Origin of the sequence: Roseivirga sp. (assembly GCF_965216855.1) — a bacterium.
Classification (GTDB): Bacteria; Bacteroidota; Bacteroidia; order Cytophagales; family Cyclobacteriaceae; genus Roseivirga.
In genome coordinates this window covers 3,980,938-4,004,169 of the sequence record NZ_OZ244204.1, presented here as the reverse complement: position 1 = coordinate 4,004,169, position 23,232 = coordinate 3,980,938, and the positions used below count along the sequence as shown (strand labels likewise).

General features: G+C 41.7%; 16 protein-coding genes. 10 read left to right on the top strand and 6 right to left on the bottom strand.

Annotation, left to right across the window (positions count from 1 at the left end; translation table 11 throughout):
- The 3 genes from ACOOEY_RS17590 to ACOOEY_RS17580 are packed head-to-tail and all read right to left on the bottom strand — an operon-like array spanning window position 1 to window position 2,224.
- Entirely contained in the window at window positions 1-855 is an 855-nt protein-coding gene (locus ACOOEY_RS17590; RefSeq protein ID WP_420386038.1) for a polysaccharide biosynthesis/export family protein, read from the bottom strand.
- The gene (gene kdsA, locus ACOOEY_RS17585) at window positions 852-1,697 is read right to left on the bottom strand and encodes a 3-deoxy-8-phosphooctulonate synthase (protein ID WP_420386037.1); all 846 of its coding nucleotides are present in this window, start codon (window positions 1,695-1,697) and stop codon (window positions 852-854) included. Before kdsA ends, ACOOEY_RS17590 begins: the two co-directional genes overlap by 4 nt.
- Entirely contained in the window at window positions 1,694-2,224 is a 531-nt protein-coding gene (locus ACOOEY_RS17580) for a KdsC family phosphatase (protein WP_420386036.1), read from the bottom strand. The genes kdsA and ACOOEY_RS17580 overlap by 4 nt, the downstream gene beginning before the upstream one ends.
- A gap of 111 nt (window positions 2,225-2,335) precedes the next feature.
- On the opposite strand from ACOOEY_RS17580, the gene ACOOEY_RS17575 reads away from it, so the two are divergent.
- From ACOOEY_RS17575 to serA, 3 genes are read left to right on the top strand one after another with little or no spacing between them, the layout of a single operon-like run.
- On the top strand, window positions 2,336-4,750 hold the full coding sequence (locus ACOOEY_RS17575) for a penicillin acylase family protein (RefSeq protein WP_420386035.1): 2,415 nt from the start codon (window positions 2,336-2,338) through the stop codon (window positions 4,748-4,750).
- Window positions 4,747-5,106, top strand: coding sequence for a hypothetical protein (locus ACOOEY_RS17570; RefSeq protein ID WP_420386034.1), 360 nt, complete (start codon window positions 4,747-4,749; stop codon window positions 5,104-5,106). The genes ACOOEY_RS17575 and ACOOEY_RS17570 overlap by 4 nt, the downstream gene beginning before the upstream one ends.
- Window positions 5,099-7,003: a phosphoglycerate dehydrogenase gene (serA, locus tag ACOOEY_RS17565; protein WP_420386033.1), complete on the top strand. Its 1,905-nt coding sequence runs from the start codon at window positions 5,099-5,101 to the stop codon at window positions 7,001-7,003. Before ACOOEY_RS17570 ends, serA begins: the two co-directional genes overlap by 8 nt.
- Window positions 7,004-7,161: 158 nt before the next feature.
- Here serA and ACOOEY_RS17560 read toward each other — a convergent pair whose 3' ends face one another.
- Both ACOOEY_RS17560 and ACOOEY_RS17555 read right to left on the bottom strand, forming a co-directional pair.
- Complete coding sequence (locus ACOOEY_RS17560; RefSeq protein WP_420386032.1) at window positions 7,162-11,889, bottom strand: T9SS type A sorting domain-containing protein; 4,728 nt, start codon at window positions 11,887-11,889, stop codon at window positions 7,162-7,164.
- Window positions 11,890-12,295: 406 nt separating this feature from the next.
- Window positions 12,296-13,228: a carbon-nitrogen hydrolase family protein gene (locus ACOOEY_RS17555; RefSeq protein ID WP_420386031.1), complete on the bottom strand. Its 933-nt coding sequence runs from the start codon at window positions 13,226-13,228 to the stop codon at window positions 12,296-12,298.
- A gap of 87 nt (window positions 13,229-13,315) precedes the next feature.
- On the opposite strand from ACOOEY_RS17555, the gene ACOOEY_RS17550 reads away from it, so the two are divergent.
- Genes ACOOEY_RS17550 through ACOOEY_RS17535 form a run of 4 tightly spaced genes read left to right on the top strand, consistent with a single transcriptional unit; the run spans window position 13,316 to window position 17,251 of the window.
- Window positions 13,316-13,738 (top strand): antitoxin Xre/MbcA/ParS toxin-binding domain-containing protein, encoded by a 423-nt coding sequence (locus tag ACOOEY_RS17550; protein ID WP_420386030.1) that lies wholly within the window; start codon window positions 13,316-13,318, stop codon window positions 13,736-13,738.
- Window positions 13,738-14,205 carry an RES family NAD+ phosphorylase gene (locus ACOOEY_RS17545; protein WP_420386029.1) on the top strand — a complete coding sequence of 156 codons (468 nt, stop codon included), beginning with the start codon at window positions 13,738-13,740 and terminating at the stop codon, window positions 14,203-14,205. Before ACOOEY_RS17550 ends, ACOOEY_RS17545 begins: the two co-directional genes overlap by 1 nt.
- Window positions 14,206-14,247: 42 nt before the next feature.
- Window positions 14,248-16,059 (top strand): glycoside hydrolase family 2 protein, encoded by a 1,812-nt coding sequence (locus ACOOEY_RS17540; RefSeq protein ID WP_420386028.1) that lies wholly within the window; start codon window positions 14,248-14,250, stop codon window positions 16,057-16,059.
- Between the two features lie 13 nt (window positions 16,060-16,072).
- Entirely contained in the window at window positions 16,073-17,251 is a 1,179-nt protein-coding gene (locus ACOOEY_RS17535) for a glycoside hydrolase family 88 protein (protein WP_420386027.1), read from the top strand.
- Here the strand turns inward: ACOOEY_RS17535 and ACOOEY_RS17530 are convergent.
- On the bottom strand, window positions 17,245-18,270 hold the full coding sequence (locus ACOOEY_RS17530) for a carboxylesterase family protein (protein ID WP_420386026.1): 1,026 nt from the start codon (window positions 18,268-18,270) through the stop codon (window positions 17,245-17,247). The two genes, ACOOEY_RS17535 and ACOOEY_RS17530, sit on opposite strands and share 7 nt — an antisense overlap.
- 79 nt (window positions 18,271-18,349) lie before the next feature.
- Between ACOOEY_RS17530 and ACOOEY_RS17525 the strand changes: the two genes are divergently transcribed.
- From ACOOEY_RS17525 to ACOOEY_RS17515, 3 genes are all read left to right on the top strand, one after another.
- Window positions 18,350-19,099 carry an NUDIX hydrolase gene (locus ACOOEY_RS17525; RefSeq protein WP_420386025.1) on the top strand — a complete coding sequence of 250 codons (750 nt, stop codon included), beginning with the start codon at window positions 18,350-18,352 and terminating at the stop codon, window positions 19,097-19,099.
- A 24-nt stretch (window positions 19,100-19,123) separates the two neighbouring features.
- Window positions 19,124-19,645 (top strand): DUF1697 domain-containing protein, encoded by a 522-nt coding sequence (locus tag ACOOEY_RS17520; RefSeq protein ID WP_420386024.1) that lies wholly within the window; start codon window positions 19,124-19,126, stop codon window positions 19,643-19,645.
- A gap of 138 nt (window positions 19,646-19,783) precedes the next feature.
- The gene (locus ACOOEY_RS17515; RefSeq protein ID WP_420386023.1) at window positions 19,784-23,089 is read left to right on the top strand and encodes an amidohydrolase family protein; all 3,306 of its coding nucleotides are present in this window, start codon (window positions 19,784-19,786) and stop codon (window positions 23,087-23,089) included.
- Window positions 23,090-23,232 lie beyond the last annotated feature (143 nt).

The window sequence follows — 23,232 nt, the reverse complement described above, 5'->3', positions numbered from 1 at the left end:
TTAGTTATTATTGGTCAAGACGCTAATTATCAATACTGTACCTGATACAACGCTGACAATTGTGGCAAATGTCTGCAAAGCCGTTTCACCGGTTCCTAATTCTCTAATTTTCAAAGGTGGAACATAAATAAGGTCGTCAGGCTGAACAAAAAACAGTTCTGACTCAATAAAGCTTCTCCCGGTAACATCCACAGAATGGATTTTAACACCGTCCGGATATTGACGCATAATCATTACATTCTCACGATTGGCATTGATGGTCAAATCACCAGATCTCGCAATAGCCTCCAACAGGCTTAAATCATATTGCCTTATCAATTGAGGCCCAGGGGAGTTAACCTCTCCATAAATGGTGAATGGAATACCACTTAACTTAACACTCACCAGTATGTCTTTAATCTGGGGCCTGATTAATTTTTCAATCTTATACTTTAGTTCGGTAACCGTAAACCCTGCCGCTTCAACTCTCCCCAGAGTATTAATTTCTATCTGACCATCTTTATCTACATTATAACCAATCAGATACGGGTCATTCAAACCAGCATTTTGATTTCCACCTCCATTTTGATTTCCTTGTCTCAAGAGGTTATCAGGACGGGCGAAAATTGGATAATATTTTTCTACAGCTTCTTCATCAATACTATAGAAGTTGATCAATAAAATATCATTAGGCTGAAGTTTATAATCAACTCTAGACAGTGCGATTAATGCTTCATTATCGAGCCTTATATCTCCTTCTTTATTTTGAAGATAGACTACTTTCTCATTTGGAATGCAGCTACTGGCCGCTAAAACAACAAAAAGAAAGCCCACTAACCTAAAGGCCAAAGGGCTCCTATTATCTTTCTTTCTCATTCGACATCGTTATGTGCTTGCTGACCCATCTCAAAGGCCTCTTTGGTCATGGTCAGGAAATCTTTCATTTTGTGTAGCGGAATCATGTTTGGCCCATCGCTCAATGCTTCTTCCGGGTTAGGATGAGTTTCTATAAAAAATCCATCAACACCTACAGCTCCTGCTGCTCTGGACAAGTAAGGAGCAAACTGTTTTTGTCCTCCTGAGCTACCCCCCATTCCACCGGGTTGTTGAACACTATGAGTAACGTCAAAAATCACCGGAGCATATTGACGCATAACAGGTAGCGCCCGCATATCTACCACAAGATTGTGATATCCGAATGAAACACCTCTTTCCGTAAGAAGCACCTTTTCATTTCCAGTTGATTTCACCTTGTTTACTGCAAACTGCATATCCTCAGGAGCCATGAACTGTCCCCGCTTGATTTTCACCGTTTTACCTGTCTCCCCGGCAGCCAAAAGCAAGTCGGTTTGACGACATAAATAAGCGGGAATTTGCAACGCTTGCGCCACGTCACTCACAGGTTTAGCCTGGTAAGACTCATGAATATCAGTGACTATCGGCAACTCGAAATCACGCTTGATTTGGTCTAATACGCGTAGACCATCGTCTAACCCTACCCCTCTGAATGATTTTGCCGAAGTGCGATTAGCTTTATCAAACGATGCTTTAAAGATATACTGAATATCGAGGCGAAGACAAATTTCTTTCAAGGTTTCTGCAACTTTAGCACAGACCTCATATGACTCTACAGCACATGGCCCGGCAAACAAAACCATCTTCCCGCTACCAACCTGAATACTGTCAGAGAGTTGAAAACTTTTTTCGAATTTCTTCATAGTAGTTCATTAAGAATATCATCGTATAAACCTTGTGCTTCAAGCACTAAATCAGACAGTTCTCTCAGCGTACCTGTTCCACCGGCCTGTTTTAGGATAAGATCTACTCTTTCTTTTACCTTATAATGTCCGTCTGAGGGGGTACATGAAAGGCCGCTTCTTTCTAGAATGGGCAGATCATTAATATCATCGCCAATATAGGCTATCTCCTCATCGATTAGTCCCCAGGACTCTTTAAGTTGCTCATAAATGGCAAGCTTGTTACTGATTCCATGAAAGTGCTGATCAATCTTGAGTTCTTCGCACCTGTTTCTAACTACGGCTGAATCTCTTCCTGTAATTACTGCTGTAAAAATTCCGGCTTGCTTCAAGTATTTAATGATTTGCCCGTCCTTTACATTGAATCGTTTCAATTCCATTCCCGAGTTATCATAAATAATTCCCCCATCAGTCAGTACTCCATCCACATCAAAAACAATGGCTTTAATCTTTGAGGCTTTCTTCTGAATTGTATCTGAATTGTTCATATGAATATAAGAGGCAAAGTTATAAGGTTTATTCTTCCGATTACAAGTTAGTAACAGTGCGAACCAATTGTCCATCAAGATTTCCTATATTCAAATGAAAATCAACCCGTAATGAAGTTCTTAAAATTCACGCTCTCGCTCATCTTTTTTGTGGGCATACTTTATGCGTTCAATACCAAAATTGGTCCTCTCCCTCCTCTCGGGAAATTCCTTTCTCCCAACCAGGGAATCTGGCAAAACGAAATTACGGAAGGAATATCTCAAGACTTTCAGGTAGACGGGTTTAGTGCCCCAGTTCAGGTGCATTATGATGAGCATCTTATCCCTCACATTTTCGCCCAAAACAACACTGATCTTTATCGCGCACAGGGTTTTGTAACTGCTCAGAATCGTCTTTGGCAAATGGAATTTCAGACGCATGCCAGTGCAGGCAGACTTTCAGAAATCGTTGGGGTGGCTGCTTTGGACTACGATAGAGGTCAAAGGAGGAAAGGAATGGTCTTTGGTGCAGCGAAAGCATTGGAAAACATGAAGAAAGACCCTGAAACTTATGGCTTCCTGGAGGCCTACAGGGATGGCATTAACAGCTACATACAAACTCTGAAGCCAAAAGATTATCCGGTAGAATACAAGCTGCTGGACTATTCCCCAGAACCCTGGACTCTCAAAAAAACCGCTCTATTACTGATGTATATGACCGATATGCTGGCCGGAGGTGAGTCAGACCTGGAGTACACCAACTTTATCAGGAAGTATGGTCGTGAGAGATTCGATTTCATCTACCCTGATTTCTTTGACGTGAATGACCCTGTTATCCCTTCTGATAGAGATTGGAGTGATTGGGAGGTAAGCCGTCCGGAAGCTCCCGAAGGTGACTTTCCCTTTGACTACATTGATGATGTAATGGACAAACCACACCCTGACAACGGTAGTAACAACTGGGCAGTGGGGCCGGAAAAATCATACTCAGGAAATCCAATTTTAGCCAATGACCCTCACCTGGGTCTTAATCTCCCCTCCATCTGGTACGTCATGCAACTAGCTACACCCGACAAAAACACATTTGGAGCAACACTTCCCGGTGCTTTAGGTATAGTAATAGGCTTTAACAACCACATTTCATGGGGAGTTACCAACGCCACAAGAGACGTCAAGGACTGGTACAAAATCACTTTTCAGGGTTCTGATAAGAATGCCTATTGGTACGATAACAAATGGAAAGCAACTGAGAAGCGTATTGAGACTATTGAAATTCGTGGAGAAAAGACTTACTACGATACTGTAGTTTACACCCACCATGGCCCTGTCAGTTATGATGAAACCTTTAAGGGAAATGGTGAAAAAACAGGGTACGCCATGCAATGGACCGGCCACTTAGGCGGTAACAATCAAAGAACCCTGATAGAACTGAACGGAGCTCGCAATTATGATGAGTATAAAGAAGCGCTAAAGCATTTTTTGGCACCTGCCCAAAATTTCATATTCTCTTCAAAGGAAGGAGATATTGCTTTATGGATACAAGGTAGATTTCCTAATAAATGGCAAGGCCAGGGAAAATTTCTGATGGATGGTTCAAATCCAGCACATGATTGGCAGGGATGGATTCCTCAGGAACATAATGCCCATGTTAAAAATCCGCCAAGGGGTTTTGTCAGCTCGGCCAACCAGCACCCGGTAGATTCAAGTTATCCTTACTATGTTTTCAACGATGGTTATGAAATGTACCGAAATAGGGTAATCAATGATTTCTTCAGGTCTAAGAACAAGTTTACCATACAAGATTTTAAAGACCTCCATAACAATAATTTTAACCTGAAAGCAGCCGAGTTACTTCCTCATATGTTGGAACAAATGTTAACAGAATCACTCAGTTCGGATGAATTGACCTACTTAAAGGATGCACAAAACTGGGACTACTATAATTCAATAGACTCAAAAGGAGCCAGTGTCTGGGAAGCCTGGTGGGGTAACCTCAATCGTATGGTTTGGGATGAACTGATCGAAGATAGCTTAGCAATGGACATCCCTTTTAGTTACGAAACAATTTATCTTTTGAAGAATCACCCGGAAGATCCTTTTATGGATAGACTTGATACGCGCCAGGTAGAAACAGCCAACGACCTTTTCTTGCTGTCCTATAAGCAAGGGGTAAAAGAACTCAACAAGTGGAAGGAGAATCAGGGAGATTACAATTGGGGGGATGTAAAAGCCACTTATGTTGGACATTTGCTGCAGGCACTGCCAGCATTCTCCAGGTTTAACCTACCCATTGGAGGCAATGGTGGTATTGTGAATGCTACTTCCAGAAACCATGGACCGTCATGGCGTATGATTGTCGAAATGTCCGATCCACCCAAGGCATTGGGAGTTTATCCGGGAGGACAATCCGGAAATCCAGGCAGCAGATATTACGATGATCTGGTAGACATTTGGGCATCTGGCAATTACCTTGAATTAAACTTTATGCAGTCAGCGAACCAAAAAGAAGGTGTAGTGTTTACTCAAACCCTGAATTCACAACAATGAAAAATCTAAGCAACTTCTTACTCACCCTTGTCCTGGGCATCATACTTTCCTTGTTTTTTTCCTGGTGGGCGGTGATGATAGCTGCATTCCTGAGCGGTGCAATCGTTCGCCTACGAAATGTAGCTACCTTCTTTGTTCCCTTCCTGGCAATCGCATTATTTTGGATAGTGAACGCCTGGATGCTTTCCAGTACCAATGACTTCATCTTAGCAAAAAAAATTGCTGAACTACTCCCTCTTCAGGGACACGTTTGGTTACTGTTGCTAGTGACCGGAATAATTGGCGGGTTGGCTGCTGGAATTGCCGGAGTATTCGGTAGTCAGTGCCGGGCATTTTTTGCCAAGGAACATGAGTAATACCCATCATAAGAATCCGCACTTTGTAATAGACTTTGACAGTACTTTCACGCAAGTAGAAGCTCTGGATATTTTGGGGGAGATCTCTCTTGAAAACCACCCTGAAAAAGAAGATCGCCTTCAGCAAATAAAAGATGTGACTGATTTGGGTATGGCAGGTGAACTTTCCTTGCGTGAGTCTCTTGAGGCTCGAATTCAAATCTTAGATGCCAAACGCTCTCACCTGGAAGAATTAGTGAGTAGACTCAGAAAGTTAGTTTCTAAGTCAATCACCCGGAATCAGGAGTTTTTTCATCTAAACTCAGAGAATACCTTCATTGTCTCCAATGGCTTCAGAGATTTCATAGTCCCCGTGGTTACCGAATTGGGGGTTAAACCTGAGCACGTTTTTGCCAATGACTTTGTTTTCGATGAGGACGGCAATATTGTTGACTTTAACCGAGACAATGTACTCTCATCTAACGGAGGAAAAGTAAAGCAAATTGAGCAACTTAGCCTTCAGGGAGAAATCCATATGATTGGTGACGGCTACACTGATTATGAAGTAAAAAAAGCTGGTGTAGCCAAGAAGTTCTATGCCTTTACTGAAAATATTGAACGCGAGAGTGTCAAGGTCAATGCTGACCATATTGCACCAAGTTTTGACGAAATTCTATTTGATAATAAAATGAGTGGAGCCCTATCCTATCCCAAAAACAGAATCAAAATGCTTCTGTTAGAAAATGTTCACCCTAATGCTCTGGCTAAACTAAAAGCTGATGGGTTTAGCGTTGAGAGTTATCCTGCCGGTCTGGATGAAGATGAGCTTTCAGAGAAGATTAAGGGTATTCATGTCTTGGGCATCCGTTCCAAAACACAAGTAACCGCTAAAGTTCTGAAGAAAGCTGATAAACTTATGGCAATCGGTGCATTCTGTATTGGCACGAATCAGATTGACCTGGAAGCTGCTTTGAATAAAGGTGTAGCTGTTTTTAACGCACCTTTCAGTAACACCAGATCAGTGGTTGAACTGGCTATTGCTGAAATCATTATGCTGATGCGGGGTATTCCTGACAAATCTTCAGATATGCACCAGGGCAAGTGGTCAAAAACGGCTTCTAACAGTTTTGAAATCAGGGGTAAAAAGCTTGGTATTATCGGGTATGGAAATATTGGTTCTCAGCTATCTGTATTGGCAGAAAACATGGGAATGCAGGTATACTATTATGATATTGAAGAAAGACTGGCCCTTGGTAATGCTACAAAATGCGATACCATGCAGGAATTATTGAAAACTGCAGATATAGTGACGCTTCACATTGATGGCAGACCTGAAAATGCCGGTTTCTTCACTACGGAACACTTCAACATGATGAAAGATGGTGTGGTCTTTCTTAACCTGGCCAGAGGGCCTGTCGTTGATGTACCGGCTCTAAAAGAAGCTATTAGCAATGGTAAGATAAGAGGTGCGGGAGTAGATGTATTTCCAGAAGAGCCCAAAAGCAATCAGGATCCATTTGAGTCAGAATTAATAGGCTTGAAAAACACTATCCTTACCCCTCATATTGGAGGAAGTACTTTGGAAGCTCAGGAAAACATTGCTGACTTCGTGCCTAACAAGATTATGGATTACATCAATACAGGCAACACGGCATTGAGTGTTAACTTCCCGAATATCACCCTGCCATCATTAAAGAATGCTCATAGATTGATTCACATCCATGCTAATAAACCAGGAGTGCTGGCGAAGATCAATAAGGTGCTCGCTGAACACGATGCCAATATTGACGGGCAGTACCTCAAGACCAACGAAACTGTGGGTTATGTAATAACTGACATCAATAAGGCCTACGACAAAGAACTGATTACTGCTCTACGTAATATTGAGCACACGATTAAGTTCAGGGTATTGTATTAGTTTATGAGAAACACTACACCCCTAATCCAGATCATTATGAATGTTATGAAAACCAATTAATCCTCCAAGAAAATCTTTATTGAATCAGTTCCGATTCCAGACACCGCTATTCCTTTTTTTGTGAATGATTAGGGTTGCCTTATACTAAGAAGTAATAACTATCTAACCACTACTCTGAATGAAAGAATACCATCATGAGTAGTCAAACGGAACATGTACAGACCAACAGGAAGTTCTGTTGTGGAAATCTGAATGGAAGAATTACCTGCAACAACTTTAGGATAGTATCTATTCCCATTAACGTTCAAAACCTCTATAGGTCCCAGTACCAAGCTTGGATCGACATTTAAAATCAGGTTATCTCCCTGTTTTACAGGGTTAGGATAAGCATTAAAACCAAGAACATTAGTTTCATCTAATTCAATCGAAATAACCTCTGATACAGATTCATTTCCTCTCAGGTCTACATCCACCAAGCGGTAAAAATTAACACCTTTATGTGGGTCTATATCGAGATATGCATAATCTGTTCTTTCATTTGAATTAACCATACCTTCTACGGTAGTCAGAGCATCAAAATCAATCCCATTTTTTGATCTTTCAAGTCTAAAATGACTATTGTCAATTTCAGATGATGTTACCCAGCTCAATTCTACGTTACCATGTTGTTCATTAGCTTCAAAAGAAACCAGCGTAATTGGTAAAGCACTCGATTCAGATGAACCTATGGTAAAATAGTTTCCGTCTGAAAAATCGACTAAGAAATTAACCAGATTATCATCTGCAACCACAAAAGACTGATTAACCACAGTAGCTCCAGTTGTAAAATCACCATCAGCATCAACCAGTAAGACCACCTGACTATCATCGTTTGTACCTATGGTATTATCTGGTCCAAGCAATCCTGAAATATCGAACTGTACTAGTACAGTCCCCACATCTCCTACTTCGCTAACTCTCCACTCTCTATTATTCCTTGCATTTACCTGAGCAGGGTTAAAATCAGACTCACCTGCAGTACCGCTGTTCAGATCTGCGTTGTCGTGCCCCCAAACCAAATATGAAATGTTAGTAGAGAAGCTATTAGGGTTAGAACTATTGTCAGTTTCAAGGCCATCCGAATCATCATCTAAACCAATTGTAACAATGGCATCAGTATTAATACTTTTAGATTGCTTTTGATTCAACAACGAACCATCATCACGACCGATAGCCGCAATATTATTATGATGTGTTTGATATAAAGAAGCATCCCAAATCACTGTTCCGTCAGATGCGACATAATCTCCTTCATTTACTCCAGAACCATTTGGCGCCTCAAAGGAAGTATTATCTGTATCATTATCTGAAGAAAGTGTCACTCCGTATTTTACTGCGAGATAACTATCGACTTTCTGTAAGTCGGATGCACTTAATGCCGAACTGTAGATAGCTATCTCTGCGATATTACCATTAAAGGCATTGCTCCCACTTAGATCGGCACCAATAATTCCTGTTGTTGTTCCTGTATTCAAGTCTGTATCTGTTCCAGAAATAAGAGCAGATGTACCTGAGGCACCATTGATCGATACCGCTAAGCTAGATGAATTTGCTGTGGTTAGAGTTCCCGACCCTAACTGAAAAACAGAAGATGGAGCTGAGTTGTCTCCTCTCTTTACCCCATTGAAATCAAAAGTCAATAACTCTGAATTACTATTGAAAGTAATCCCAACCTCCTCTGCAGCTGCAGCTGTACCATGTGCAAAAAAGCCGTTTTGTCCAGCTGATGTATTAGTAACACTAGACTGACCCGCCAATATGTATGTTCTGGTAGTATTACCACTTGGGAGACCGGTCGCATCGGCCAAAGTGAAATAATCATTACCATCAAAAGTAATGTAGGGATTGAAATTAATGGCAGCACTCGTCAAAGCTGGATCTCCCGTAGATGTGGCATTAACAGGTCCACTGGATTGATCCAACCATGCCGTAACAGTGGGAGAACCAGTAGTTCCATTATCAGCCTTTACCCAATAGACCAGATTGGTAATAACTCCACCGGGACCTGAATCGGCAAAGTCAACTCCAACACCCGGGGAGTAGGCTCCTCCATCACCACTATTTGTTATATCTGCTGCATTACTATTCGTGAAGGTAGCATCGCTGAACACAAAACTTAAAGAAGCAACATCATCTGAGTCAAGACTACTATTTGCAGTACCTGTTAATTCCAATTTAATGGTAGTTGTATTCAGCTGAGTTAAACTCCCTGTTAAGCCTGCTGGAATGTTGTTCACAGTAATTCCAGCGGTACCTGTGAATGTATCTCCTTGCAAATAAAAGGTCAGGAAGTTTGTATTATCTATTTGTCCTTCACTTGTCGAAGATTCCAAGAAATCTCCAATATCTATTGAATAACTTCTCACAGAATTACCAGTGTTACCCAGAATATAGGCAATAGTTCCCTGATTATTGAAGACCACCGCTTGTGGAGAATTATCAGAGCTCAGGAGTTGTTCAGAAGAACCATCAAAAGTAGCAGTGGACACATCATAGGCACTTGACAAAGAATATTCAGAAACTCTTTGACTACCAGTCCCAATTACATAGAGTTTAGTGCCATCATAGTTAAAAGTAAAACCTAAAGGAGTATTGTCTTCTCCACCAATATATAGTTCTTCCCCAGAGCCCAAATAGGTAGCCGTTGACACATCAAATGACACAGAAAGGGAATATTCTACAATAGCATCTCCATTGGCTCCAATGACAAATAACTTACTTCCATCAGAATTGAAAGTCAGGTCTCTTGGGTCATTCTCCTGACTCGCTACTGAAAGGCTAGTAGAAAGACTAGCTGTCGAAATATCATATGCTTTAGAAAGGTCATATTCAAAAACCGTATCTGAAGAGTTACCCAGAATATATAGTTTTGTTCCATCATTATTGAATTTGATGGCTTGAGGGTTTGATTCATTAGCCGCAACATTCAATTCTTGGTCAGCTCCGGCATAACTGGCTGTAGTAATATCGAATGCTGATGTCAAAGCATACTCAACAATAGCATCGCCATCTGACCCAATCACGAACATCTTTAATCCATCTGAACTGAATTGCATGCCTGTAGGGGTTACTTCCTGACTGCCTACAGAGAAAGTTGATGTACTTATTCCATCACCAACATCGAAGGAATTAGGTCCTATATATAGCACCTCTGTGTATAAATAGTCAATACCTACATTGGGGGCATAAGCCCCTGAAGAACCAGAGTTATCGACTTGAGAGGCATCTCCTGAGCTAAATGCAGTATTATCAAAGACGAACGTTATATTCTCTACATCATCACTCGTCAGGTGATTAGTTGCTGAACCAGTAAGAGTTAGGGTAACTCTTGTGTCACCATTAGATAAAGTCATTACGGGAGTCAGACCAGCAGGAATATTGTTGATAGTTACTTCTGAACCAACATCTAAAACATCATCTGTATCTGAATCTTGAAAAGTATCACCTACAAGATCAATAATCAAAGGATTGCTATTATCCAGCGAACCATCATTAGCAGCATTTTCCTGATAATTAAGGTTTCCCGAGTAAGTCAATGAGCCCACATTATCAAAACTGATACCTACTCCTGTGCTGTAGGCTCCGCCAGATCCGGAATTTCTTACTGATGATGCATCATTGCCAGTAAATGCAGTATTGTCAAAGACAAAAGTAATGTCCGAAACATCATCTGTAGCATTATGACTATCGGCATTTCCTGTTAGAGTCAAAGTAACTCGTGTATCACTCTCTGAAAGAGTCATTACCGCAGTGAGACCAGAGGGAATATTGTTTACAGTAACTTCTGATCCAACATCCAAAATATTGTCAGCATCAGTATCCTGAAATGTCTCCGTTCCTGAGAGGTCAATAAACAATACGTTAGTGTTGTCAATTGATCCATCGTTAGCTCCAGCCTCTGCATAGTTTCCTCTATCAATTGTATACTCTACAATTCTGTCATCAAAAGAACCAACAACATACAGCTGAGAACCATCTCCATTAAAAGTTAATCCTGTAGGCGTCAATTCCTGAGAGGCAACTAAAAATTCCTCAGAAGCACCATCATAACTGGCGGTGCTGATGTCGTAAGGTGTACTGAGACTATATTGTATAATCCGTCTATCTGCACTACCAATCACGAACAATAGTGTTCCATCATTATTAAAGGCTAAATCTTGAGGTATATTCTCTTGAGCTGAGATGGAAAAACTCACAGGTGACCCGGCAGTAGAAACATCAAAAGCAGTACCGAGTGTGTATTCGATGACGGATTTGTTGGTTACTCCCGTAATAAACATTTTCAATCCATCATTACTAAAAGTTAACCCCCTGGGATTGGTCTCTTGAGAGGAAACAGAAAATTCCTCAGAGGCTCCCTGATAAGTGGCTGCTGAGATATCGAAGCTAGAAGCTAGAGTAAACTCTGAAATAGAATCATCATCACCTAGTACAAAAAGCTTATCACCAGACGTGCTAAAGGCCATAGCTCTTGGATTAGTCTCATAAGGACTTACGTCTAACTCCTCACCTACACCATCATAATTAGCGGTTGATACATCAAAAGGAGTCGTAAGTGTATACTCTACGATAGTCTTTCCAGAAGCACCAATAACGTACATTTTGAGGCCATCTGTTCTGAAGAGCACTCCTTCCGGAGCAGCCTCCTCCGTACCAACTGCTTTCTCTTGAGCAGAGCCATTATGAACTGCAGTAGATACGTCATAGTTAGATTGTCCAAAATAGAACAAGATATCAGTTTGCCCCTGAACATTCAATGTCAATAGGAAGAACAAAACAAACAGTACTGTACAGCGATGCCTTAGTTTGCACAACTTGCTAATAATTACATCACCACCTAACCTCATTTTTACGAACATCCTTTAACAGTCATTAGGACATTTATTAACTATCTCAATACAGAAGTAAAATTTGAATCTTTCTAAGTATACAGTTCTGAAAATACTTACTAATACACCTTAAGTTTAAAACACCCTAAATATTTCACTTAAGCAAACCTAAAACCTCGAACAGGTTTTTGACAGATTATAGATACAACATTACTTCCTAACACAGGAAAAAGTCTGCTAGCTGAGAATAGAATCGTAAATATAGGAAAAGATATGAATTGATTGAGTCTCTGTCTCAGAATCTCGAATTGCTCCTATAGCTGAGTGAAAGGACCCTTTAGAGTAGACTCCACTTAACAAAGCATCAAGCCGAAGTTTCTATTCAATAAAACATAATTATTTCAATACTAAATACAATATCAAACTAGTTGAGAGATCTGATTTCAGGTTGATTCTTCACACTAAATGAAAACAAATCTGGTCTTTGGTAATGACCAATTGGGTCGAAATCCATTTTTGCCTGAGTTACATGGTCAAGATTTAATTCAGCTGTTAAAATGCCTTCTTCATTCCATAATGGACCGGCAAGTACATTACCCAGGGGATCAATAATAACTGACCCTCCTCTACTCATGACATCTGGTTGCCTTTTTATTTCATCCGTATCTCTTAACTCCTGAGGATACATCTCTTTGGTGACATATTGATTACTGGCTAAGACAAAGCACCTTCCTTCAAGGGCAATATGTCTCATTGTATGCTGCCAATTATCTCTGGAGTCTGCGGTTGGGGCCAAATAGATTTGTACACCTTTTTGATACATTGACATACGGGCCAAAGGCATATAATTCTCCCAACAGATCAACCCTCCAATTCTCCCTAGACCTGTATTGAAAGTGCTTAACGTTGAGCCGTCATCTTCACCCCAGATCAACCTCTCCTGACCTGTTGGTTTTATTTTCCTGTGCTTTCCTACCAACTCGCCTTCCGAAGAGAAATAGAAAATGCTACAGTATAAAGTTCCAGAAACTACATCTTTCTCATTGACCCCAATAGCAAGAAACAGATTGGCCGATTTAGCCATTCTTCCAAGTCGTTGACAATGCTCATCACCCTCCTGAATTGAAGAATCCCAAAGCTTCTGCCATAATTTTCTTCCATCATCTGATCTGCTACCGACAACTGTTCCAAAACTCAAACCACGAGGGTAAACCGATACGAAAGCTTCAGGAAAGAGCGCCAATGATACACCCTCCTTCTTACACTTTCCAATCAAAGACTCCACTTTGGTCATGGTGGCCTCAAGATCAAATAATATGGGGGAAGCCTGAACGACCGCTGCTTTATAAGAATTCATGATGGTAATGTAGAGAATCCGATAAGAATAAAATCAAAGTCATGGGAATTAATTTCGTTAAATTGGTGTATATTTACATATATTTTAATGTATTTTTACACTGTGAGCAATGAATCAAAAAATATTGTAAATGACCCGGCAGAGGCTTATCAACTCCAAGAGCAAGGTTATTTTCAATTGGCCGAGAGAGCCATTTCCAAAACTTACATTAAAAGGGTTTTAGAAGTCACCAAGATCCCACTCAATGAATTCATATTACTCATCCCTATTTCCATAGACACCTATAAACGCAAGAGTATCTTCAACCCGTCAGTTACAGAAAAAGTCCTGGAAATTGAAGAGGTATATAAAACAGGAATTGCTGCTTTTGGAGATGGCTTTTACTCCTGGATGAATTCAGAAAACCTCACTCTGGGCGGCAAGAAACCCAAAGAGCTACTCAGTAACAGTTTTGGAATTAGAAAACTCTTAGATCTAATTGGCAGATTAGAACATGGTGTACTAGCCTAATGCGACTCTATAGAATAGCCAAGTCGACCTATGCGCAAGATTTAAGTGGGACCGGAGCAGGCCTTTATGGGGGAAGATGGAACCCAAAAGGCCTGAATATGGTCTACTCAGCCGGCAGCATCGCTCTAGCCTCACTTGAATATCTGGCTCATAATTTCCACCTCATCCCTACTTTGGAAAGCTCCCTGTCTATTATTGAAATACCCGATGATGCGCCTATTATTGAACTCCAAAAAGAATTACTTCCTAAGGGATGGGATACCAAATTGGGGAGCTATCATAACACCCAAAATTTAGGTAAAGAGTTTCTATCAGAAGGCAAAGCGTATGTACTCAAAGTACCATCCGTGATTGTTCCTATGGAGTATAACTACCTGCTTAACCCTTTACACTCCGTACACAAGCATGCTAAGATTATAGAAATGATTATTCCTTTTAAGCTCGATAGTCGCCTGGTAGGCCAATGACCTAGACTGCCTTTATTCATGGATTAATTGTACCTTAATTCCATGACGCGCAAACCTTATCTCTTTCTGCTTCTATTGATTACTGTTATAGAAGCTACTTCCCAGACCATTCCTTTGATCAATAGTTACAATCGTAATGCTATCAGTTTGAATGGCGACTGGCATTACATTATTGATCCTTATGAAAACGGCTACTATGATTATCGCTATCAGCCTTTCGATCAATCTGACAACCCTTCTCGCAATGCCTTTTTTCAGAATGCCAAACAGAGAGACAAATCGGAACTGATTGAATATAATTTTGATGAATCTCCCGTCATGCGTATTCCGACAGACTGGAATTCGGCCGATGAAAAACTTTTCTACTATGAAGGTACTGTGTGGTTCAAAAAATCATTCCGTTCGACCCCGGATAATACGAAAAGATACTTTCTCTATTTTGGAGCAGTCAATTATAAAGCTGAAGTCTACATTAATGGTCAGAAGCTGGGAACGCATATTGGAGGGTTTACTCCATTTTATTTCGAAATCTCAGACCACTTGAAAGAGGAGAACTTTGTAGTGGTCAAAGTTGATAATAAAAGACAGAAAGAAGGGATCCCAACCCTTAACACTGACTGGTGGAACTATGGAGGGATTACCCGTGACGTAAAAATCATTAGCACCCCCAATACCTACATTAGCGACTACCAAATTCAATTGGACCACAATAACCCGAGCCTTATCAATGCCAAAATCTCTCTTACTGGCCAACAGAAGGCCAATGAACCCATATCTATTAGCATTCCCATCCTAAATTTAAGTGCGCAGGGTACAACCGATGAAAATGGACATGTAATGCTGAGCTTACCAGCTATTTCCATTCAAAAGTGGAAGCCATCATCTCCGACACTTTATGAGGTCAAGGTTTCCACAAGCTCAGAAACGATCACTGATCAAATAGGCTTCAGAACCATTGAGGTTAAAGGAAGAGACATCCTCCTTAATGGGGAGAGGATATTCCTTAAGGGCATTTCAATTCATGAAGAAAAACCCGGTGGCGGAAGAGTAAACAATCAAGCAGATGCCCGACAGTTGCTGAGTTGGGCCAAAGAGCTGGGGTGTAACTATGTTAGACTGGCACATTACCCTCATAACGAGCACATGCTAAGAATTGCTGATGAACTGGGACTTATGGTCTGGGAAGAGATTCCGGTATACTGGACTATCGACTGGAATAACCCTGATACTTACCTGAACGCTGAGAACCAGTTAACCGAAGCTATTAATCGTGACAAAAACAGGGCATCCATTATCATCTGGTCGATGGCTAATGAAACTCCGGTTCGAGCTGAGCGCACCCAGTTTTTAACCCGACTAGCTCAAAAAACGAGAAGCCTGGATAATACGAGGCTCATTAGTGCGGCTCTAGAACAAAGTCGTGTCAACAACAATCCAAATCTTAGAACTATTCACGATCCCTTTGCGGAAATGGTTGATGTATTGAGCTTTAATCAATATATAGGTTGGTATGAAGGATTGCCAGACCATGCAAGAAACATTAACTGGCAAATCTCTCAGGAAAAGCCGGTATTAATTTCAGAATTTGGAGCCGGAGCTAAATATGGTTTTCATGCCGATAACAGAACGCGGTTTTCAGAGGAGTACCAGGCCGACCTGTATAAGGAAACACTAGCTATGCTCGATAGAATACCACAGGTGCAAGGCTTCTCTCCATGGATATTAATGGATTTTCGCTCCCCAAGGAGAGTTCTCCCAAGAATCCAGGACAACTGGAATCGCAAAGGCTTGATCTCTGAAAATGGAGAAAAGAAACTGGCTTTTTTTGTCCTTAAGGCTTACTATCTAAAATAAATAACCATACGCCATGAGAAACCTTGTCATCATATCATTGCTTCTACTCATCTCCTCCTGTGAACCTGAAGAAGAAACCACCAATCATCTTAAGATGGAGTTCAGAGCGGTACTGGATGGTTCTGCTGATCAATACCTGAATTTCAGAAAAGACCTGGACAGTACATCATTCCCAAGGAGCTATGAAAACGCTCATTTGGTTACCAGTAATTCGGATTGGTGGTGCAGTGGCTTCTACCCGGGCACCTTATTGCAGCTTTACGAAAACAGTGGAAAGGAAAGTTTAAAAGTTGAAGCGCTCAGGGTCTTAGATGTTCTCGAAAAAGAGCAGTTCAATACTTCTACTCATGACCTGGGCTTCATGATGTTTTGCAGCTTTGGCAAAGCATTCAAGTTGTTTCCTTCAGAATCATATAAGCAAATACTGATCAATAGTGCCAAATCATTGGCCACCAGATTTGATTCTACCACCCAAACTATTCGTTCATGGGATTCAGGGCCTGAAGACTTCCTGGTAATTATAGACAACATGATGAACCTGGAATTACTCTTCTGGGCCACGGAAACCACCGGAGACTCAACCTATTTCAATATTGCCACAACCCATGCGAATACTACACTGAAAAATCATTTCAGGCCTGACAATAGTTCCTACCACGTTCTGAGCTATGTACCTGAAACAGGTGCGGTTCAGCAAAAGAAAACCGCACAGGGGTATTCTGATAATTCTGCATGGTCAAGAGGTCAAAGCTGGGGTCTTTATGGATATACGGCAGCCTACAGGTGGACGAAGAATGAGCAGTATCTTAAACAGGCAATTGCCATTGCCGAATTCATGATTAACCATGAAAATATGCCAGAAGACTACATTCCTTTCTGGGACTTTGATGCGCCTGACATACCGAATACGCAAAGAGATGCATCAGCAGGTGCCATCATGGCCTCAGCCCTGCTGGAGCTGCATAAATATGTAGACAATGAAAAATCAGACCAATACTTCAGCATAGCAGAAACTATTCTAAAGACTTTATCGAGAAGTCCTTACCTGCTCAAAGCTGATGAAAAGTCTGGATTCCTCCTGGATCATAGTGTTGGACACAAACCTGCGAACAGCGAGGTAGATGTACCTCTCACCTATGCCGACTATTATTTTGTAGAAGCTTTATTGAGATACCTGGAGTTGGATCAATAAAAAACAGAGTCCAGGAATTTAATCATTCTATTAAGTGGCTCTATTGCATCTTCCTCAAAGCTATTACCCAGAAACTCATTCTTACCAGAGTCCAGGTACGCATGATTTCTACCTTCATATAACCAATACTCCGCTGTGTGTCCTTTGGCTTTCAACTGATCGAAATAGGCTTTCACAGCTACGGGAGGAGTAGTCTGATCCTCGCTTCCTACATGGAAAAACTGAGGCGGCAACTTTTTCCCGGATGAACTTGGGATTAAATAGGCTGGTGAAACTGCCTTATACATTTCTGGATGATCAGTCACATTGAAATCATTACCGAAGAGACCTCTTGCCTTAGCACCTCCCATTTGCCAGAAAAAATTGGATTCCTTTTCAAAACCACCTTGTGCCGCAGCCAGCATATCGAAAGCACCATAGCTCGGAATAGCGGCCTGTACACTCAGTCCCCCTTCAGCAGCCACTTCCTCTGCCGTTTTAACTGCAGGCAGATAGCTTGGATTGAAGCCATAAGGTGATTGTGTAAAACCATGAGATTTTAACATACCACCAGCCACGACAACCATTTCGGTAAGATGCCCTCCCGCACTATCACCGGTCACAGCAACTTTGTTTGGATCTCCGTTGTATTCTGCAATATGATCTTTCACCCATAAAACTGCTCCGAATACATCCTCAACAATTTCATTGATCGTTACTGTGTTATTCTGATCACCCAATAGCCGATAGTTGATGTTAGCGACCACATACTCGGCATTGCCTGAAACGTATTCAGACATCTGGTCCATGATTGAATTATCATTAATTAACCATCCTCCACCATGAATAATGACCAAAACAGGATAACTTGACTTTCCTGTCTGTGGCGTGTAAATGTCCATGGTCAGGTCAAAGCCCTCAGGCGAGGCAAAAAGAACATCCTTTTTAACCTCAACCTGATGCTTTTGTGGTGTTTGTCCCACAACCTGAACATTCACCACAAGGGCACTAATAAATATAAATAAACAAGCGCGTTTCATTGAGTATTACATTGTGTCAAACCGACACTAAGATATAATACATTTGATTAACTTTGAAAACTGTTCATATAAATTTTCAATGGCTGTACTCAACCCTGATATTCTTACCCCCTCTGTTGCACTTGATTGTGTGGTCTTTGGTTTTCATGACAATGAGCTGAAAGTACTTCTACTCAAGATTAAAGGCATGGACCTTTGGGCATTACCGGGAGGTTTTGTGAGAATAGATCAGGATTTAGAGTCAGAAGCTCATAGGGCATTAGAGATTCGGACCGGATTGAATGAAATTTACTTGAAGCAATTTCACACCTTTGGCTCAGTTGCAAGAAATGATCCTAAACACCCACAGCGTCTGGTCGATCATAAAATCATAGAACCAGAGCTCTACAACTGGTTCAGTCAACGTTTCATTAGTGTTGGCTTCTATGCTCTGGTGGAATATTCCAAAGTAAAGGAACCTGTGCCTGGCCCTATATCAGAAGCCTGTGAGTGGTGTTCAATCAGCGATCTTCCCGAACTCATGTTAGACCACAGTGCTATTTTGGAAAAAGCTTATCTGACACTGAAGAAAGAACTCAATAATCAGCCAATAGGCCTTAACCTGCTTCCTAAACGCTTCACTATTCCGGAATTGCAATCGCTTTATGAAACAATTCTAGGGAAGAAATTAGACAGGCGTAACTTCCGAAGAAAGATTATGAGTTTTGATATTCTGATTTGTACCAACGAGAGAAGAACAGGTGTAGCTCATAAAGCACCGTTGCTCTATGAATTCGATGAACAGAAATATCATGAAGCGAACCTGGCCGGTCTAAGCAGTGGCTGGTAGAACAACTAATTGACCACAAGCTCAATGGAAACCTGGATCATCTTATTAAGAGGAATTAATGTGGGAGGACATCACATAGTACCCATGAAGGAGTTAAGACGCCTGATGGAAGATGATGGCTTCCAAAGTGTCGCTACCTATATTCAGAGTGGTAATGTAGCTTGCCAGTATCCAGAAAACCCGTCTAACCGTGTTACGCAACTCATTGAACAGAAATTCGACTTTGCTCCATCAAGCTTCGTCCTCAAATCTTCTGAACTACGACATATAGCCAATAACAACCCTTTCCCGAAAGATGCAGGTAAAGCAGTTCATTTCTTCTTATTTCAAGAAGAACCTGTAAACATTGATTTCGGGTTAATGGACAGTCTAAAGACAGAAACGGAAGCATACTCACTAATTGATAAGGTCTTCTATTTCTATGCACCCGATGGCATTGGTCGTTCAAAACTGATAGCAAAAATTGATCGGATATTTTCAAAAGCCGAAATGACAGCGAGAAACCTGAATACGATCAATAAGCTGTTGAGCATGGTTGAACAATAATCATTACACTGGTTTCGCACTCATCATACGCCATTGAGCAATTAATGATTTCATCAGACTTAGCCCAACCTCTTATAAAAACTCACTGGTAGCTTAAGGGGAATAGAAGTACTTTCCAGATTCAATAAGAATATGACTATGAAATTACTTCGCAACCTGACACTACTATTGTTGATTGCCGGACTGACAATTCCACTTTCGGCACAAGACGATAGCAGTGACACCACAAAAACCGACAAGAAAAAGAAAAACAAAAACCTCCCTTTGGAGGCGGGTCGAACATTCGAGTTTGATCTTACCGAAGGCTCCTGGATTGCACTTGATGTTAGCCCTGACGGTCAACACATCGTTTTCGACTTTCTCGGAGACCTGTACACCATGCCTATCTCGGGTGGTATTGCTACCCAATTAACAGAGGGCATGCAGTTCGACTCTCAACCTCGTTACAGCCCTGATGGCGAGAAGGTCATCTTTATTTCTGATGAATCAGGTGGAGAAAATGTATGGACCATTGACCTGGCTTCTAAAGAGAAGAAGCAAATTACAAAGGGGAATGGCAATGCCTACCAATCGCCTGAATGGGTGCCGGACGGCAAGTATATGATTGCCTCCAAGCAGGCTTCAGGCATGCACAAAATCTGGTTATACCATGTTGATGGCGGATCTGGTGCTGCACTGGTTAGTGAACCTAACAGCCTGAGAATGTTAGAAGGTGCCTTTAGTAATGACTCAAGGTATGTTTGGTTTTCACAGCGTAGCGGTGCTTGGACTTACAATGCTCCAATGCCTCAGTATCAGATTTCACGATATGATCGTGTGACCGGTGAATCAATCACTCAGACTTCACGTTATGGCTCAGCCTTCCGCCCTACTCCGAGCAGCGATGGTAAATGGCTTGTTTATGCTACAAGACATGACGACCAAACCGGCCTGATTCTTCGAGATTTGGCAACCGGTGCTGAAAGCTGGCTGGCCTACCCTATTCAACATGATGATCAGGAATCAAGAGCCTCCAGAGATGTTCTTCCTGGCTTCTCATGGACTCCGGACAACCAACACATTGTCATCTCCTACGGAGGAAAAATCTGGAAAATTAATGTTCAAAGTAAAGCTGCCACAGAGATTCCATTTAGAGTGAACTCTAGTATTGAATTGGGGCCGTTAGTGGAATTCGATTATCCGATTTCTGACGATGAAGAGTTTACGGTAACTCAGATCAGAGATATTGCACCATCTCCCGATGGTAATCAAATCGCCTTCACAGCTCTTAATGAGCTTTACATCATGGATCTGCCTAATGGTACACCACGCAAGGTATTGGAGCTAGACGAGACTCAGGCTGAACCTGCCTGGTCACCTAATGGCGAATGGATTGCTTTTGTAACCTGGCAACCTGAAGGTGGTAAATTATACAAAGTGCGTCCTAACGGAAGAAATCTTACTCAACTCAACCAGGAAGATGGTGTATTCCAAAGTCCTGTATGGAATAATGAGGGAACGAAGATCGTGACTATCAAAGGTCAATCTGAAGACTTCAGAAATGCACTGCAAAGGACGGCATTCAGAGGAACCAGCGATCTGGTATGGATTGACGCTAATGGGTCAGGCAATAACTTTATCGCCTATACTAATGGTCGTGGTAATCCACACTTTGTCAAAAGTTCAGACCGCATTTATCTTTCGAGCTTCAGAGGTCTGTCATCGATCAGATGGGATGGTACTGATGAGCAGTTTCATTTACAGGTGAGAGGTAAATCGCCTTCAGGTGGTGGCGGCGGAGCCAGAGCTTCATGGATCAAAATGGCTCCTGAAGGAGACCAGGCTTTAGCTGCAGTAGTCAATGATCTGTTCGTTGTGACAGTGCCTCAGGTGAGTGATGAAGCTCCGACCATTTCTGTTTCCAATCCTAAAAATGCAGCTTTCCCGGCAAAACAACTGACTGATATTGGTGGTCAGTTTCCTGCATGGAGCTGGGATGCTAAAAAAGTCCATTGGGCAGTTGGTAATGCTCATAGTGTTTGGGACTTCGATGCTGAAAAAGCCTTCAATGATGCTAAAGAGGCAGCAAAAGAAGAGGCCGAAGACAAAACAGATGACGAAGATAAAGAAAAGGACGAGGCTGACGATGAACCAAAAGAGTATAAGGCCACTGAGCATCGGATTGAAGTCAAAGCCAAACGCGATACGCCACAGGGTACATTACTCTTGAAAAATGCCAGGATCATTACCATGAATGGTGATGAGGTATTGGAAGGAACCGACCTCCTGATAGAGAATAATCGTATCAAGCAGATAGGCAAAAACCTACAAGCCGGAAGAAGAACTAAGGTGATGGACATGACTGGTAAGACGATTGTGCCCGGCTTTGTCGATACACACTCACACTTCAGACATCCGGTTAATCTTCACAGGGGTGAATTCTGGCCTTACTTAACCAATCTAGCCTTCGGTGTTACCACAACTAGGGATCCTCAAACTGCCACAACAGATGTATTAACCTATGGAGACCTGGTAATTTCAGGGAAGTTAATCGGCCCAAGAATTTACTCTACAGGCCCTGGTATCTTCAGCAGTGAAAACGTAAGCAGCCTGGAACATGCCAGAGATGTAATGAAGCGTTACAGCGCCTATTACGATACCAAAACCATTAAAATGTATGGGGCCGGTAATCGTCAGCAAAGACAATGGATTATTCAGGCGGCACGTGAGCAACAGATCATGCCTACGACTGAAGGTGGACTTGACTTCAAAGCCAACCTGACTCAGGTGATCGATGGATATCCTGGCCATGAGCACTCTTTCCCTGTTTTTCCGCTATACAAAGATGTGATTGATCTGGTATCATTTTCAAAGACCACTTACACTCCGACCTTACTGGTAGCTTACGGTGGTCCGTGGGCTGAGAATTACTACTATGCCCTGGAAAGGCCTCATGACGATCCAAAACTGAACCTCTTTATGCCACATGATAACCTTGATTCAAGATCAAGGAGAAGAAATGCCGGCTGGTTCATGGAAGAAGAGCATGTATTTGAAGAACAGTCTGCCTTCGCCAATGACCTCGTGAAAGCGGGCGGTAGAGCCGGAGTTGGTTCTCACGGACAACTTCAGGGATTGGGTTATCACTGGGAGCTTTGGTCTTTGCAATCAGGAGGTATGTCAGAACTTGATGCCCTGAAAGCAGCAACTATTCTTGGCGCAGAAGGTATTGGTCTGGATGAAGACCTGGGATCAATTGAAGTGGGTAAACTGGCTGACCTGGTTATTCTAAACAGCAACCCACTAGATAATATCAGAAACTCTAAAGACATCAGTCATGTCATGATTAATGGTCGTCTTTATGAAGATGATAGCCTGAATCAGGTTTACCCTGACAACAAACCTCTACCCAAACTTTGGTGGATGGAATATCAACCCACTGGTGTTCCGGGAATCAAGAAATAAGTAAATGGACATATCTAAAAAAGCCTTTTGAGTTACTCAGAAGGCTTTTTTTATTATACATCCAGAACCTCATTTGCAACTATTCTTCAAATTTCAAAGGTTTATTGCGTAACTTTTCATTGGCGATTCTTCAACCCTTGTTA

Bases quoted from the DNA above. Each gene is read 5' to 3' on its own strand.
- kdsA (WP_420386037.1), bottom strand. From the start codon at position 1,697: ATGAAGAAATTCGAAAAAAGTTTTCAACTCTCTGACAGTATTCAGGTT.
- serA (WP_420386033.1), top strand. From the start codon at position 5,099: ATGAGTAATACCCATCATAAGAATCCGCACTTTGTAATAGACTTTGAC.
- ACOOEY_RS17530 (WP_420386026.1), bottom strand. From the start codon at position 18,270: ATGAAACGCGCTTGTTTATTTATATTTATTAGTGCCCTTGTGGTGAAT.
- ACOOEY_RS17535 (WP_420386027.1), top strand. From the start codon at position 16,073: ATGAGAAACCTTGTCATCATATCATTGCTTCTACTCATCTCCTCCTGT.
- ACOOEY_RS17540 (WP_420386028.1), top strand. From the start codon at position 14,248: ATGACGCGCAAACCTTATCTCTTTCTGCTTCTATTGATTACTGTTATA.
- ACOOEY_RS17550 (WP_420386030.1), top strand. From the start codon at position 13,316: ATGTATTTTTACACTGTGAGCAATGAATCAAAAAATATTGTAAATGAC.
- ACOOEY_RS17545 (WP_420386029.1), top strand. From the start codon at position 13,738: ATGCGACTCTATAGAATAGCCAAGTCGACCTATGCGCAAGATTTAAGT.
- ACOOEY_RS17590 (WP_420386038.1), bottom strand. From the start codon at position 855: ATGAGAAAGAAAGATAATAGGAGCCCTTTGGCCTTTAGGTTAGTGGGC.
- ACOOEY_RS17515 (WP_420386023.1), top strand. From the start codon at position 19,784: ATGAAATTACTTCGCAACCTGACACTACTATTGTTGATTGCCGGACTG.
- ACOOEY_RS17525 (WP_420386025.1), top strand. From the start codon at position 18,350: ATGGCTGTACTCAACCCTGATATTCTTACCCCCTCTGTTGCACTTGAT.
- ACOOEY_RS17555 (WP_420386031.1), bottom strand. From the start codon at position 13,228: ATGAATTCTTATAAAGCAGCGGTCGTTCAGGCTTCCCCCATATTATTT.
- ACOOEY_RS17570 (WP_420386034.1), top strand. From the start codon at position 4,747: ATGAAAAATCTAAGCAACTTCTTACTCACCCTTGTCCTGGGCATCATA.
- ACOOEY_RS17520 (WP_420386024.1), top strand. From the start codon at position 19,124: ATGGAAACCTGGATCATCTTATTAAGAGGAATTAATGTGGGAGGACAT.
- ACOOEY_RS17575 (WP_420386035.1), top strand. From the start codon at position 2,336: ATGAAGTTCTTAAAATTCACGCTCTCGCTCATCTTTTTTGTGGGCATA.
- ACOOEY_RS17580 (WP_420386036.1), bottom strand. From the start codon at position 2,224: ATGAACAATTCAGATACAATTCAGAAGAAAGCCTCAAAGATTAAAGCC.
- ACOOEY_RS17560 (WP_420386032.1), bottom strand. From the start codon at position 11,889: ATGAGGTTAGGTGGTGATGTAATTATTAGCAAGTTGTGCAAACTAAGG.